The following is a 14,349-nucleotide window of genomic DNA, read 5'->3' as shown; positions in this document are numbered from 1 at the left end:
AACGGCACCGCAGAGCCTTCCGGTGCCCGCCGGGTGCGGGCTGACTCTGCGGTGCCGTCGGGGCGGAACAGCTCCGCTGTTGTGTCTTGTTACGGCAGCGGCGGGGCCGGGGCGGCAACGGCCGGTCCGGCGCCCTGCGCGGCCTGTGCGATGGACGGGATCACCACACCCTTGAGCAGGTCGATGGCCTGTCCGGCGCCCAGCTGGTTGGCAGCGCTCATCAGGTCGCTGACCAGCCCGCCCTTCTCCTCCGGCATGCCCAGGGACGGGTCGCCGAGGATCGGGTAGGTGCCGTCCAGGCCGGGGTCCAGGCCCACCGGCGAGGTGAGCGGCAGGCCGTCGGACCCGAGCAGGCCGGTGTCCGGGCTGGTCAACCCCGGGCTGGTCAACGGGCTGGTCAGGCCGGGGCTGGTCAACGGGCTGGTCAAGCCGGGGCTGGTCAATCCCGGGCTGGTCAAGCCGGAATCGGTCAGCGGCGGCGTGGTCAGGCCGGGCGTCGTCAGGCCGGGCGTGGTCAGGCCGGATGTGGTGGACACACCGGGCGTGCCCAGCGGCGGGGTCGACAACGACGGCGTGGTCAGCGACGGGTCGGTGAGCCCCGGCGTGCCCAGCCCGGGCGAGGTGAGCCCCGTTGTGCCCAGCGACGGGTCGGTGAGGCCCGGCGTGCCCAGGCCCGGTGAGGTCAGGCCGGGGTACATCCCGGTCGAGGCCCCGGGGTACATCCCGGTCGAGGCGGCTCCGTTGGTGAAGCCGGGCACCGGCGGGAGGTTCACCCCGAACTGGGACAGGCCCTGGGTGAGGGCGGTGATCAGTTCACTGGGCAGGTCGGCCACGGACGAAGCCGCGACGAAGTCGTGGTGCTGGGGCGCGCTGCTGCGGGCGGCCAGCTCGGATACTGCGACAACTGCGAACGGACTCGCGACCGCCAGGGCGGCGACTGCGCTCATGGTTGTCGAGAGCCTGCGTCGACGTCGGTTCGGCACGGAAGTCTCCTCAATATGTTTTGCCGTCGGGCCCCGCGCTGCTTCTCTGCTTTCGGGGGCCATGGTGGCGCTTACTGCACTTGCATCTGTCCTACGTGACCGACGGTACGCGTGTGACTCGTGTGAAAAGAGTGACGAGATCGAATCGTGAGGAAACTGCTATCAACCCTTCCTCGGCGTGCGGAGACGGTCCTGGCGCCCCCGATCGCCGCGCTGCCGGCAATCGGCGGGCGATAGTCAAGGTGCTAGCGGGGACGGCGGGGCGCCGACGATGCGGGCGGGCGCTGGTCGGCTACCCTTGGCGCCGATGACCGCTCGTTTTGACCTCTTTGTCGTGGGTTCCGGATTCTTCGGCCTGACCATCGCCGAGCGCGCAGCCACGCAGCTCGGCAAGCGCGTTCTCGTCGTCGAGAAGCGCCCGCACATCGGCGGCAACGCCTACTCCGAAGCGGAGCCGCAGACCGGCATCGAGGTCCACAAGTACGGTGCGCACCTGTTCCATACCTCTAACAAGAGGGTCTGGGACTACGTGCGGCAGTTCACCGAGTTCACCGGTTACCAACACCGGGTGTTCGCCATGCACGACGGTCAGGCCTACCAGTTCCCGATGGGCCTGGGTCTGGTGTCGCAGTTCTTCGGCCGCTATTTCACCCCCGACGAAGCCCGGGCGCTGATCAAAGAGCAGGCCTCGGAAATATCGGCGATCGACGCCGCCAATTTCGAGGAGAAGGCGATCAGCCTGATCGGCCGCCCGCTGTACGAGGCGTTCGTCAAGGACTACACCGCCAAGCAATGGCAGACCGACCCCAAGGAACTTCCGGCGGCCAACATCACCCGGCTGCCGGTGCGCTACACCTTCGACAACCGCTATTTCAGCGACACCTACGAGGGCTTGCCGGTCGACGGCTACACCGCGTGGCTGGAGAACATGGCGGCCGACGAGCGCATCGAGGTCCGGCTCGACACCGACTGGTTCGACGTCCGCGACGAGCTCCGCGCGGCCAGCCCCGACGCCCCGGTTGTCTATACCGGGCCGCTGGACCGCTACTTCGACTACGCCGAGGGCAAGCTCGGTTGGCGCACCCTGGACTTCGAGCTCGAAGTGCTCAACACCGGGGACTTCCAGGGCACGCCGGTGATGAACTACAACGACGGCGACGTGCCGTTCACCCGTATCCACGAGTTCCGGCACTTCCACCCGGAGCGGGACTACCCGGCCGACAAGACCGTGATCATGCGGGAGTACTCGCGTTTCGCCGACGACGCCGACGAGCCCTATTACCCGATCAACACCGAGGCAGACCGGGCGGTGCTGACGTCCTACCGGGCGCGCGCCAAGGCCGAGATGGACACCGCGAAGGTGCTCTTCGGTGGGCGGCTGGGCACCTACCAATATCTGGACATGCACATGGCCATCGCCAGTGCGTTGAACATGTACGACAACATCCTGGCGCCGCACCTGTCCGAAGGGGTGCCGCTGGGGGAGGGCAGTAAGGCATGACCGACACTTCGCGCGCGGTGAGCCGGCTTTCGCGGATCATCCTGCCTCGCCAGGGCGAGCCGCTGGATGTGCGCAAGCTCTACATCGAGGAATCCGAGACCAACAGCCGACGGGCACACCCGCTCACCCGCACCAGCCTGGAGATCGGCGAGGAGTCCGAAGTCTCGTTCGCCACGTACTTCAACGCCTTCCCGGCGTCCTACTGGCGTCGCTGGTCGATCGTCGAATCGGTGGTGCTGCAGCTGGAGCTGACCGGGGCCGGACGCGTCGACGTCTACCGCTCCAAGGCGACCGGTGCGCGTATCGCGGTGGACGGCAAGCCTTTCGGGTCGGTCGAGAACAATGACACCCCGACGGTGGTGGAATTCGAGATTGGCCTGCAGCCGTTCGAGGACGGTGGCTGGATCTGGTTCGACATCACCACAGACACCGCGGTCACGCTGGACCGCGGCGGCTGGTACGCCCCGATCGAGGCGCCCAGCCGGGCCGACATCGCCGTGGGCATCCCGACCTTCAACCGGCCCGACGACTGCGTCAACGCGCTGCTCGCGCTGACCTCCGACCCCGACGTCGACGAGGTGATCAGCGCGGTCATCGTGCCCGACCAGGGCACCCGCAAGGTCCGCGACCACCCCGGGTTCGCCGCGGCCGCCGCCGGTCTGGGAGACCGGCTGTCGATACACAACCAGCCCAACCTCGGCGGGTCCGGTGGCTACAGCCGGGTCATGTACGAGGCGCTGAAAAACACTGGCTGCGAACAGATCCTGTTCATGGACGATGACATCCGCATCGAGCCGGACTCGATCCTGCGGGCACTGGCCCTGAACCGGTTCGCCAAGACGCCCACCCTGATCGGCGGGCACATGCTCAACCTGCAGGAGCCCTCGCACCTGCACATCATGGGTGAGGTCGTCGACTCGGGCGTGTTCATGTGGACCAACGCCCCACACACCGAGTACGACCACAACTTCGCCACCGACTCGCTGGCCGAGTCCCCGGACCTGCACCGGCGCATCGACGTCGACTTCAACGGCTGGTGGATGTGCATGATCCCGCGCGCCGTTGCCGAGGAGATCGGCCAGCCGATCCCGTCGTTCATCAAGTGGGACGACGCCGAGTACGGGATCCGGGCCGGCGAGCACGGCTACCCGACCGTCACCCTGCCCGGAGCGGCGATCTGGCACATGGCCTGGAGCGACAAAGACGACGCGATCGACTGGCAGGCCTACTTCCACCTGCGCAACCGGCTCATGGTGGCGGCGCTGCACTGGGACGGCAACATCTCCGGACTGATCCGCAGCCACCTCAAGGCCACCCTGAAACACCTTGCCTGCCTGGAGTACTCGACGGTCGCCGTGCAGAACAAGGCGCTGGACGACTTCATGGCGGGCCCCGAGCACATCTTCTCGATCCTGGAGTCGGCGCTGCCCGACATCCACGCGCTGCGCAAGGCCTACCCCGACGCGGTGGTGCTGCCGGCGGCCAGTGAGCTGCCGACCCCGTCGCAGCGGCGCAAGCCGATGCGGCCCCCGGTGCAGCCGCTGTCCATCGGCTATCGCCTGGCCCGCGGCATCCTGCACAACCTCAAGGCCACCGAGCCGGAGCACCATCGGCGCCCGCAGCTCAACGTGCCGACCCAGGACGCCCGCTGGTTCCTGCTGTGCACCCAGGACGGCGTCACCGTCACCACCGCCGACGGACGTGGTGTGGTCTACCGGCAACGCGACCGGGAGAAGATGTTCTCGCTGCTGCGCGAATCGTTGCGCCGCCAATACGAATTGGCGCGCCGGTTCGACAGTCTGCGCCGGACCTACCGCCGGGCGCTGCCCACGCTGGCAAGCAAACAGCAGTGGGAGACGGTGCTGCTTCCCGACGGTGCCGCGTCGTCATGACCGAACTCGGCAGCGCCCCCGACCGCATGGACTTGGATGATTCGGTACCCCCGCACGGCGAGGATGCCGTGCTGGTCGGGGTGCAGTCGGCACTGACCGGTCGGCCCGGTGTGCTGCCGGTGGCCCGGGCGATGTCGCACTTCGGTGAGCACAGCCTGGGCTGGCTGGCGGTAGCGGCGCTCGGCGCCCTGCTTCAGCCGCAGCGGCGCCGCAGCTGGCTGGTGGCCGGCGCCGGAACCTTCGCCGCGCACGCCGCGGCGGTGATCATCAAACGCATCGTGCGGCGCAAACGCCCGCACCACCCGGCCATCGCGATCAATGTCGGCACCCCAAGTGCCTTGAGCTTCCCCTCGGCGCACGCCACCTCCACCGCGGCGGCGGCCATCCTGCTGGGCCGCGCGGCCGGCCTGCGGCGCGGAGCCCTGCCGGCGGCACTGGTACCGCCGATGGCGCTGTCACGCATGGTGCTCGGGGTGCACTATCCCAGTGATGTTGCCGCCGGCGCGCTGGTCGGCGCCGCCGTCGCCGCAGCCGCGATCCGCTTGGACAACTCTGGAGACTCGGCATGAGCGCAGAAACGCAAGATCGCACGTCGGAGCTCGGCCCGCCGGCCAACCTGCTCTCCGGGGTGATCAAGGCCATCCGGCCCCGCCAGTGGGTGAAGAACGTCCTGGTGGTTGCGGCCCCGCTGGCCGCGCTCGGTGGCGGCGTCCACTACGACTACGCCGATCTGGCCCGCAAGTCGCTGATCGCGTTCGTGGTGTTCTCCCTGGCGGCGTCCGCGGTGTACCTGATCAACGACGCCCAGGACGTGGAAGCCGACCGGGCGCATCCCACCAAGCGATTCCGGCCGATCGCCGCCGGTGTGGTGCCGGTCGGGCTGGCCTATGGGCTGGCGGCGCTGCTGGGGGCGGCCTCGCTGGGCATCTCCTGGTGGCTGACCCCGAACCTGGCCCTGGTGATGGCCATCTATCTCGCCATCCAGCTGGCCTACTGCTTCGGTCTCAAACATCAAGCGGTGCTGGACATCTGCATCGTCTCGTCGGGGTTCCTGATCCGGGCTATCGCCGGCGGTGTGGCCGCGAGCATCCCGTTGTCACAGTGGTTCCTGTTGGTGATGGCGTTCGGGTCGCTGTTCATGGCGGCCGGCAAGCGCTACGCCGAGAAGCAATTGGCCGAACAGACCGGCGCCAAGATCCGTAAGTCGCTGGAGAACTACACCAGCACCTACCTGCGGTTCGTCTGGACGGCATCGGCGACCGCGATGTTGGTCTGCTACAGCCTGTATGCGTTCGAACGCGACAGCGGTTCGGGTTCGTGGTTCGCGGTATCGATCATTCCGATCGTCATCGGAGTGCTGCGTTTCGCGGTCGACGTCGACGGCGGCATGGCCGGCGAAGCGGAGGACATCCTGCGCCGTGACCGGGTGTTGCAGCTGGCGGCGCTGGCCTGGATCGGAACCATCGGTGTTGCCGTCGCCTTCGGCTAGCTCGGCCCGGGGGGCCACGAGCGGCAGAGCGCCGGACCCCCGGGTCCGGCCGCTGGGCTGGCCCGCGGTCTCCTACAGCCCGTCGGTGCGGCTGAGCTCCTGGGCCGGCGTAGCGGTGGTGCTGCTGATGTTCGGCATCGGCGCGTGGCGGCGGCGCTGGATCTCCGACGACGGCCTGATCGTGCTGCGCACCGTGCGCAACCTGTTGGCCGGCAACGGCCCGGTGTTCAACGTCGGGGAGCGCGTCGAGGCCAATACCTCGACGGCTTGGACGTATCTGATGTATCTCGGCAGCTGGCTCGGTGGGCCGGTGCGTATGGAATACGTGGCGCTGGTCTTCGCGCTGGTGCTGAGCCTGGCCGGAGTGGCGATGCTGATGCTGGGCGCCGCACGGCTCTACGCGCCGGGCCTGCAGGGTCGCCGCGCGCTGCTGCTGCCGGCCGGGGCGCTGGTCTACATCGCGATTCCCCCGGCCCGAGACTTCGCCACCTCCGGCCTGGAGGCCGGCCTGGTGCTGGCCTACCTCGGGCTGCTGTGGTGGATGCTGGTCTGCTGGTCCCAGGCGCTGCGGATGCCCCGATCCCGTGCTCGCGGCGCCCTTTTCACCGGATGCCTGGCGTTCGTGGCCGGTTGCAGTGTGCTGGTCCGCCCCGAATTGGCGCTGATCGGCGGCGGCGCGCTGATCATGCTGTTGATCTCGGTGCGGGATTGGCGGCCCCGCGCGCTGATCCTGGTGGCCGGCGGCGCCCTGCCGGTGGCCTATCAGATCTTCCGGATGGGCTACTACGCCCTGCTGGTGCCGGGAACCGCGCTGGCCAAAGACGCGGCCGGCGACAAGTGGTCGCAGGGCATGATCTACCTGGCCAACTTCAACGCCCCCTACGCGCTGTGGGTGCCCGCCGTGTTGCTGGTGGCGCTCGGCGCGGCACTGTGGGTCGGCTCCGCCGTCCGCTACCGGCCGCGCCGGCCGGTGCCGCCCGGCGTCGGCCGGTGGGCCCGGCTGGTGCAGAGCCCCGGCGCGGTGGTCTGTTTCTTCGTGTTCAGCGGTCTGCTGCAGGCGGCCTACTGGGTGCGTCAGGGCGGCGACTTCATGCACGGGCGGGTGCTGTTGGCGCCGCTGTTCTGCATGCTGGCCCCGGTGGCGGTCATTCCGGTGCTACTAGCCGACGGCGCGCGCTACCGGCGGGAAGCCGGCTACCCGCTCAGTGGTGCGGTCGGTCTGCTGTGGATGGCGGTGGCCGGCTGGGCGCTGTGGGCGGCCAACTCCCCGGGGATGGGCGACGACGCGACCCGCGTCACCTACTCCGGGATCGTCGACGAGCGCCGGTTCTACTCCCAGGCGACCGGCAACGCCCACCCGCTGACCGCCGCGGATTACCTCGGCTATCCGCGGATGCGCGCGGTGTTGACCACGATCGCCGCCACCCCCGACGGGGCGTTGCTGTTGCCGTCGGGCAACTACGACCAGTGGGACGTCGTGCCGGTCATCCTGCCGGTGCCCCCGGGCATCGGCGTTCCGACCGATCCCGATCCGGGCGGTACCGGGCCGCACACTGTCTTCTTCACCAACATGGGCATGTTGGGGATGAACACCGGCCTGGACGTTCGGGTGCTGGACCAGATCGGGTTGATCAATCCGATCGCGGCGCACACCGAGCGGCTGGAGCACGGCCGGATCGGCCACGACAAGGACCTGTTCCGGGACTGGGTGGTGGCCGACGGGCCGTGGGTCAAGTGGTACCCGCTGATCCCGGCCTACCTGGACCAGGACTGGATCGCCCAGGCGGAGGCGGCCATGCGCTGCCCCGACACCGCGGCGGTGCTGGGCTCAGTGCGTGCGCCGATGGGCCCGCGCCGTTTCCTGTCCAACGTGTTGCACTCGCCGGGCTTCACCCGCTACCGGATCGAGCGGGTCCCGCGCGACGAATTGATCCGCTGCGGACTGGCCGTGCCCGAACCGACCCGACCGACCTATACCGGGATGCCGCCTGAGCTCCCCTGACCGTCTGGTGCCGGGCCGACTCAAAAATTGTGACCGACGTCATTCTCCGGACCCGGCAGCTACCGGCCTTGCCGGGTCTCACCGGCCGGTATGCCCAGATGAGCGCAGGACGCCGACTGTCACAAAATCCGGTCACAGCCCGGGTGGCGTGCCCTGCGATGGAACCCGGGGCCCTCGATGGTGAGTGTTTTGTGGTTGACTACACCGGCACTGTTGCGTTGGTACGCACAGATCGGGTCCGAGTCGGGCCACGCTATGAGCAAAGTACGGCACAACGAACGAATGAGGATGCCAAGAATGAAGCTGCTTGACAGGTTGATGGTCGCCGCCGGTGGCGCGGCCCTGCTGGCGGGACTGGTCGGTTTCGTCGGTGGTACCCCGGAGGCGAGCGCGTTCTCCCGGCCGGGTCTGCCGGTCGAGTACCTGCAGGTGCCTTCGGCGGGTATGGGTCGTGACATCAAGGTCCAGTTCCAGAGCGGTGGTCAGGGTTCCCCGGGCCTGTACCTGCTCGACGGCATGCGGGCCCAGGACGACTTCAACGGCTGGGACATCAACACCCCGGCATTCGAGTGGTACCTGAACTCGGGCATCTCGGTGATCATGCCGGTCGGTGGCCAGTCCAGCTTCTACAGCGACTGGTACAAGCCGGCTTGCGGCAAGGCGGGCTGCTCCACCTACAAGTGGGAGACCTTCCTCACCAGCGAGCTGCCGGCCTACCTGGCCTCCGAGTACGGCGTGAGCCAGAGCCGCAACGCGGCGGTCGGCCTGTCGATGGCGGGTTCGTCGGCGCTGACGCTGGCGATCTACCACCCCAACCAGTTCACCTACGCGGGTTCGCTGTCGGGTTACCTGAACCCGTCCACCGGCAAGGGCTGGATCGGTCTGTCGATGGGTGACGCCGGCGGCTACAAGAAGAACGACATGTGGGGCGACGACAACGACCCGGCATGGTTGCGCAACGACCCGACGGTCAACGTCGACAAGCTGGTGGCCAACAACACCCGCCTGTGGGTCTTCTGCGGTAACGGCAAGGCCAACGAGCTGGGTGGCGACAACATCCCGGCCGTGTTCCTCGAGCAGAACTTCATGATCGGTGCGAACAAGAAGTTCCAGGAGCTCTACACCGCGGCCGGTGGCAACAACGCGATCTTCAACTTCCCGGAGTACGGCACGCACAGCTGGGAGTACTGGGGTCAGCAGCTGCAGGCCATGAAGCCGGACCTGCAGAGCCACCTGGGCGCCACGCCGGGAGGCGGCGCGAGCAGCAGCTCGGGCGAGTAGTCTCCCAGCGCTAAAGATGTACCGCCGACGGCGGCGACCCGACGGGTCGTCGCCGTCGGTCGTTTCCTGCCTTGCCCGCGAGTGCCGTGTGGTTGACTACGTCCCGGGGTCAGGGCATGCGACCAGCGGGTGGAACCATCGGAGAATCTGTGCCGACGAGCGAGGTGGATATGAGCGGACTGTCGAAGTTGCTGCGGGCGCTGTGCGTGGCCGTGCTGATGCTGGGCTTGTGGGGCGGGGGCGCGATCGTCGGCTCCACCGCGCACGCCGCACAGTTCGAGAACCTGATGGTCCCCTCGCCTTCGATGGGCCGCGATATCCCGGTGGCGTTCCTCAACCAGGGACCGCACGCGGTGTACCTGCTTGACGCGTTCGATGCCCACCCGGAGGTGAGCAACTGGGTGACCGCGGGCAACGCGATGAACACCCTGGCGGGTAAGGGGGTCTCGGTCGTTGCCCCGGCCGGCGGCGCCTACAGCATGTACACCAACTGGGAGCAGGACGGCAGCAAGCAGTGGGACACCTTCCTGTCCAGTGAGCTGCCGGACTGGCTGGCGGCCAACCGGGGCCTGGCGCCGGGCGGGCACGCCGTGGTCGGTGCGTCCCAGGGCGGCTACGGGGCACTGGCGCTGGCCACCTTCCACCCCGACCGGTTCGGCTTCGCCGGCTCGATGTCGGGCTTCCTGGGGCCGGCCAACACCACCGAGGGCGGCGTGATCGCCGCGGGCCTGCAGAACTTCGGCGGGGTGGACCCGTACGGCATGTGGGGCGCACCGCAGCTCGGCCGGTGGAAGTGGCACGACCCGACCGTGCACGCCACGCTGCTGGCGCAGAACAACACCCGGGTCTGGATCTACGCTCCGCTGGGCGGCGCTTCCAACCCGGCCGCGATGATCGGCGACCCGTCGCAGGCGGCCGGCAGCGGTCGGTACTTCAACTCGCAGTACCGCCAGGTGCGCGGCAAGAACGGGCACTTCGACTTCTCGGCCGGTGACAACGGCTGGGGATCGTGGGCGTCGCAGCTGGGCGCCATGGCCGGCGACATCGTCGGCGCGATCCGCTAGCGCGGCGCCAATTTGCGTTGACTCTGCACTCACCAGGCAGAAGTGCGAGTAACTCGCCTGGTGAGTGCAGAGTCAATCTCGGTTTGGGGTGCCCGGCCAGGTGGTCCCAGGCCTGCCGGACACGGCGGATGACGTCGTCGTCGCGGTGCTCCGCCAGAACCTTGTTCTGCGTCCAGCTGAGCCGAGCGATGAATTCCTGACGTTCGGCGTCGCTGACGTATTGCGGACGGCTGGTCCGGTGTTGATCGCCGTCGTACGCCAATCCATTTCGCGGCGAGCGGGATGTTCCTCCCAACCCATGTCCAGGTAGTACCAGCGTCCGCCTCCGCGCCGTAGCGGAATCTGGGTCTGCGGGCGCGGGAAGCCCGCTGCGATGAGTTTTAGCCGCAGCCGCGTCTCTCGGGGGGAGTCGGCTCCGGCGTCGACGAGATCCAGCGCCGTTTCGAGTCTGCGCAGTCTCTTGGTATGCGGGTGCCGCTTCGCCAGCTGCGCCACGTCATCGATTTTGAAACGCGTTGCCTGTGCCAGGGCATCGAGCCGGGCCACGCGATGAACCAACCCCCCGCGCCGGCCGAGATCGGCCACGCCGCGAGCGTCCGGTTCCGCATCGAGAGCTCGGCGCGCCGATCCAGGTAGACATCCGGCATGATCGCGCGGTGATACTTGGCCAGCTCATGCCAGGTGACGGTGCCGGCGCGCAAGGCCTCTGAGCCGATGAACGGCTGCTGGCCCGCGTTTTCCGTACCGGGATGGTGCCAGCGGCTGTTGCTGAGCGCACTTCACCCGTTGACTCTGCACCCACCAGGCAGAAGTGCGAGTAACCCGCCTGGTGAGTGCAGAGTCAATGATGGCCGGGACCGCCGATCTGTACCGTGAAAGGCGATATGGCCAAGAAGAAGACATCGGGAGCCCCGCGCAAATCCGCGAAATCTCCTCGCAAGTCCCCAGCCAACCGCCGCCGCGTCCTCGCCTGGATCGCCGCCGGCGCGATGGCGCTCGTGGTGGCGCTGGTGATCGTCGCGGTGGTGATCTGGATTCGGCGCCCGGCCACACCGCCGATCGCGGAGCAGCCGGGAGCGGGCGTCCCGTCGACTAGTTCGGTCCCGTCGCGGACCAAGAAGCCCCGCCCGGCCTACCAGGACGCCAGCTGCCCGGATGTGCAGCTGGTGTCGGTGCCCGGCACCTGGGAGACCTCGCCGACGGACGACCCGCTCGACCCCACCCAGTTCCCGATCGCGCTTCTGCTCACCGTCACCCGCCCGATCGCGCAGCAGTTCGACGCCGCCCGGGTGCAGACTTACACGGTTCCCTACACCGCGCAGTTCCATAACCCGCTGTCAGCCGACAAGCAGATGAGCTACAACGACAGCCGCGCCGAAGGCACTCGCGCCACCATCAAGGCGCTGACCGAGATGAATGACCGGTGCCCGCTGACCAGCTACGTGCTGGTCGGCTTCTCGCAGGGCGCCGTGATCGCCGGCGACGTGGCCAGCAAGATCGGCAACTGGGAGGGGCCGGTCGACGAAGACCTGGTGCTGGGCGTCACGCTGATCGCCGACGGCCGTCGCCAGACCGGCGTGGGTGTGGACGTCCCGCCGTCCCCGCCCGGTCAGGGCGCCGAGGTGACCCTGCACGAGCTGCCGATCCTGTCCGGGATGGGGCTGACTATGACCGGCGCGCGCGAGGGCGGTTTCGGCGACCTCGATAAGCGCACCAACGAGATCTGCGCGGTCGGTGACTTGATCTGCGCGGCCCCGCAGGAGGCGTTCAGCGTCGGCAAGCTGCCGGCGACGCTGTCAACGCTGGCCGGTGGTGCTGCTCAGCCGGTGCACGCGCTGTACGGCACCACCGATGTCTGGAGCCAGGACGGCATGTCCGCAACCCAGTGGACGCTGAACTGGGCGCGTGAACTCATCGACAACGCGCCCCGGCCGCCACACGGCTGACGCTCGACGAAGGAGAGGCGAAGCTGGGACCGCTTCGTGACCCGGAGACTGGCGTCACACGCGGTACCGTTTGATTTGGCATGGACCGCACCGACCTCTAACATTAAGAACAATTTAAGAGCGGCGGTCCGTGGCCGCAGGGCAGCAGCGCGTCGTCGGGTGCCGGCAACCATTACCATCTGTGAGGTCCCGGGCCCGCGCGATGTAACGCAGCGGCGTGGCCACACGCGCCCGGCAGCTGATGAGAACGCATGTTCGCGACAGGAGATTTTGCATGGCCCCGGCAACACAGGCCAACTACCACAACCCGTTCGTCAAGGACGGCAAGATCCGGTTCCCGGACAACGCCAACTTGGTGCGCACCGTCGAGCGCTGGGCCGCCCTGCGCGGCGACAAGGTGGCGTACCGCTTCCTTGACTACTCCACCGAGCGCGACGGCGTAGCGCGTGAGATCTCCTGGGCCGACTTCGGCGCCCGCAACCGCGCACTGGGTGCCCGGCTGCAGCAGGTCACCGAGCCCGGCGACCGGGTGGCGATCCTGTGCCCGCAGAACCTCGACTACCTGGTGTCGTTCTTCGGGATCATGTACTCCGGCCGGATCGCCGTGCCGCTGTTCGACCCGGGCGAGCCGGGCCACGTGGGCCGCCTGCACGCGGTGCTCGACGACTGCACCCCGTCGGCGGTGCTGACCACCACCGACTCCGCCGAGGGTGTGCGGAAGTTCTTCCGCAGCCGCCCGGCCAACGCTCGGCCGCGCGTGATCGCGGTGGACGCGGTGCCCGACGAGGTGGGGTCGACTTGGGTCATGCCCGAAGCTGACCGGACCGCGGTCGCCTACCTGCAGTACACCTCCGGTTCCACCCGCACCCCGACCGGGGTGAAGATCAGCCACTTGAACCTGCCCACCAACGTCGTCCAGCTGCTGGACGCGCTCAAGGGCCGCGAGGGCGACCGCGGCGTCACCTGGCTGCCGTTCTTCCACGACATGGGCCTGGTCACCATCCTGCTGTCGTGCGTGATGGGGCAGCAGTTCACCTTCATGACCCCGGCGGCGTTCGTGCGCCGGCCCTACCGGTGGATCAAGGAGATGGCCCGCAAGGAAGGGGAGACCGGTGAGTGCTTCTCGGTGGCCCCGAACTTCGCCTTCGAGCACGCTGCGGCGCGGGGCCTGCCCAAGGAGGGCGACCCGCCGCTGGACCTGAGCAACGTCCGGGCGATCCTCAACGGCAGTGAGCCGGTATCGGCCGCCTCGGTGCGCAAGTTCAACGAGGCCTTCGGCCCGTACGGGTTCCGTGAAGAGGCGATCAAGCCGTCCTACGGGCTGGCCGAAGCCACCCTGTTCGTGTCGACCACCCCGCCCGACGAAGGACCGCGCGTGGTCTACGTCGACCGCGAGGAACTCAACAACGGCAACCGGTTCGTCGAGGTTCCCGCCGACGCCCCCAACGCGGTCAGCCAGGCCTCGGCCGGCCGGGTGGCCGTGGACCAGTGGGCGGTGATCGTCGACTACGAGACCGGCGCCGAGCTTCCCGACGGCCAGATCGGCGAGATCTGGCTGCAAGGCAACAACATGGGCATCGGCTACTGGAACCGTGAGAAGGAGACCGCCGACACCTTCCACAACGTGCTCAAGTCGCGTACCAGCCCCTCGCGGGCCGAGGGCGCCGACGAGAACGGCTTCTGGGTGCGTACCGGTGACTACGGCGCCTACTACCAGGACGACCTCTACATCACCGGCCGCGTCAAGGACCTGGTGATCGTGGACGGCCGCAACCACTACCCGCAGGACCTGGAGTACTCCGCGCAGGAGGCCAGCCGGGCGCTGCGGGCCGGCTACGTCGCGGCGTTCTCGGTGCCGGCCAACCAGCTGCCGCAGTCGGCCTTCGACAACCCGCACTCCGGGCTGAAGTTCGACCCCGAGGACAGCTCCGAGCAGCTGGTGATCGTCGCCGAGCGCGCCCCGGGCGCCCACAAGCTCGAATACCAGCCGATCGCCGACGACATCCGGGCGGCGATCGCGGTGCGCCACGGCGTGACCGTGCGTGACGTGCTGCTGGTGTCGGCGGGCACTGTCCCGCGTACCTCCAGCGGCAAGATCGGCCGCCGCGCCTGCCGGGCCGCCTACCTGGACGGCAGCCTGCGCAGCGGCACGACCGGCCCGAACGCCTACCCCGACGAGGTCTAACCCCAG

General features: G+C 68.4%; 10 protein-coding genes and 1 pseudogene. 9 read left to right on the top strand and 2 right to left on the bottom strand.

Translation table 11 applies throughout. The features are described 5' to 3' along the window. Positions 1 to 89: 89 nt before the first annotated feature. Positions 90 to 983 carry a hypothetical protein gene (locus MJO54_RS22580; protein WP_165797901.1) on the bottom strand — a complete coding sequence of 298 codons (894 nt, stop codon included), beginning with the start codon at positions 981 to 983 and terminating at the stop codon, positions 90 to 92. 307 nt (positions 984 to 1,290) lie between these two features. On the opposite strand from MJO54_RS22580, the gene glf reads away from it, so the two are divergent. The 7 genes from glf (at position 1,291) to MJO54_RS22545 (ending at position 10,212) form a co-directional block, all read left to right on the top strand. Continuing rightward, positions 1,291 to 2,484, top strand: coding sequence for a UDP-galactopyranose mutase (gene glf, locus MJO54_RS22575; RefSeq protein WP_046286671.1), 1,194 nt, complete (start codon positions 1,291 to 1,293; stop codon positions 2,482 to 2,484). After that, entirely contained in the window at positions 2,481 to 4,376 is a 1,896-nt protein-coding gene (locus tag MJO54_RS22570; RefSeq protein WP_046286670.1) for a glycosyltransferase, read from the top strand. The genes glf and MJO54_RS22570 overlap by 4 nt, the downstream gene beginning before the upstream one ends. Beyond that, complete coding sequence (locus MJO54_RS22565) at positions 4,373 to 4,945, top strand: phosphatase PAP2 family protein (RefSeq protein WP_233428678.1); 573 nt, start codon at positions 4,373 to 4,375, stop codon at positions 4,943 to 4,945. The genes MJO54_RS22570 and MJO54_RS22565 overlap by 4 nt, the downstream gene beginning before the upstream one ends. Beyond that, positions 4,942 to 5,865, top strand: a complete 924-nt coding sequence (locus MJO54_RS22560) for a decaprenyl-phosphate phosphoribosyltransferase (protein ID WP_046286669.1) — start codon at positions 4,942 to 4,944, stop codon at positions 5,863 to 5,865. The genes MJO54_RS22565 and MJO54_RS22560 overlap by 4 nt, the downstream gene beginning before the upstream one ends. After that, the gene (gene aftB / locus MJO54_RS22555) at positions 5,843 to 7,867 is read left to right on the top strand and encodes a terminal beta-(1->2)-arabinofuranosyltransferase (RefSeq protein WP_434085422.1); all 2,025 of its coding nucleotides are present in this window, start codon (positions 5,843 to 5,845) and stop codon (positions 7,865 to 7,867) included. The genes MJO54_RS22560 and aftB overlap by 23 nt, the downstream gene beginning before the upstream one ends. 288 nt (positions 7,868 to 8,155) lie before the next feature. Next, the gene (locus MJO54_RS22550) at positions 8,156 to 9,148 is read left to right on the top strand and encodes an esterase family protein (RefSeq protein ID WP_396873781.1); all 993 of its coding nucleotides are present in this window, start codon (positions 8,156 to 8,158) and stop codon (positions 9,146 to 9,148) included. A gap of 170 nt (positions 9,149 to 9,318) precedes the next feature. Continuing rightward, a complete protein-coding gene (locus MJO54_RS22545; protein ID WP_082108211.1) occupies positions 9,319 to 10,212 on the top strand; it encodes an esterase family protein in 894 nt (297 codons plus the stop codon). A 97-nt stretch (positions 10,213 to 10,309) separates the two neighbouring features. Here the strand turns inward: MJO54_RS22545 and MJO54_RS22540 are convergent. After that, positions 10,310 to 10,928 (bottom strand): annotated as a pseudogene (locus MJO54_RS22540) (hypothetical protein); the annotation flags it as partial. Positions 10,929 to 11,096: 168 nt separating this feature from the next. Here MJO54_RS22540 and culp6 point away from each other — a divergent pair. Then, a complete protein-coding gene (culp6, locus tag MJO54_RS22535) occupies positions 11,097 to 12,158 on the top strand; it encodes a carboxylesterase Culp6 (protein WP_046284079.1) in 1,062 nt (353 codons plus the stop codon). A 274-nt stretch (positions 12,159 to 12,432) separates the two neighbouring features. Beyond that, complete coding sequence (fadD32, locus tag MJO54_RS22530; RefSeq protein ID WP_046284078.1) at positions 12,433 to 14,343, top strand: long-chain-fatty-acid--AMP ligase FadD32; 1,911 nt, start codon at positions 12,433 to 12,435, stop codon at positions 14,341 to 14,343. Positions 14,344 to 14,349: the final 6 nt, after the last annotated feature.

It is taken from the genome of Mycolicibacter virginiensis (assembly GCF_022374935.2).
In the GTDB taxonomy this organism is placed as follows: domain Bacteria; phylum Actinomycetota; class Actinomycetes; order Mycobacteriales; family Mycobacteriaceae; genus Mycobacterium; species Mycobacterium virginiense.
Note: the sequence above shows the minus strand (reverse complement) of the source record. Positions and strands in the feature narration are given on the sequence as shown.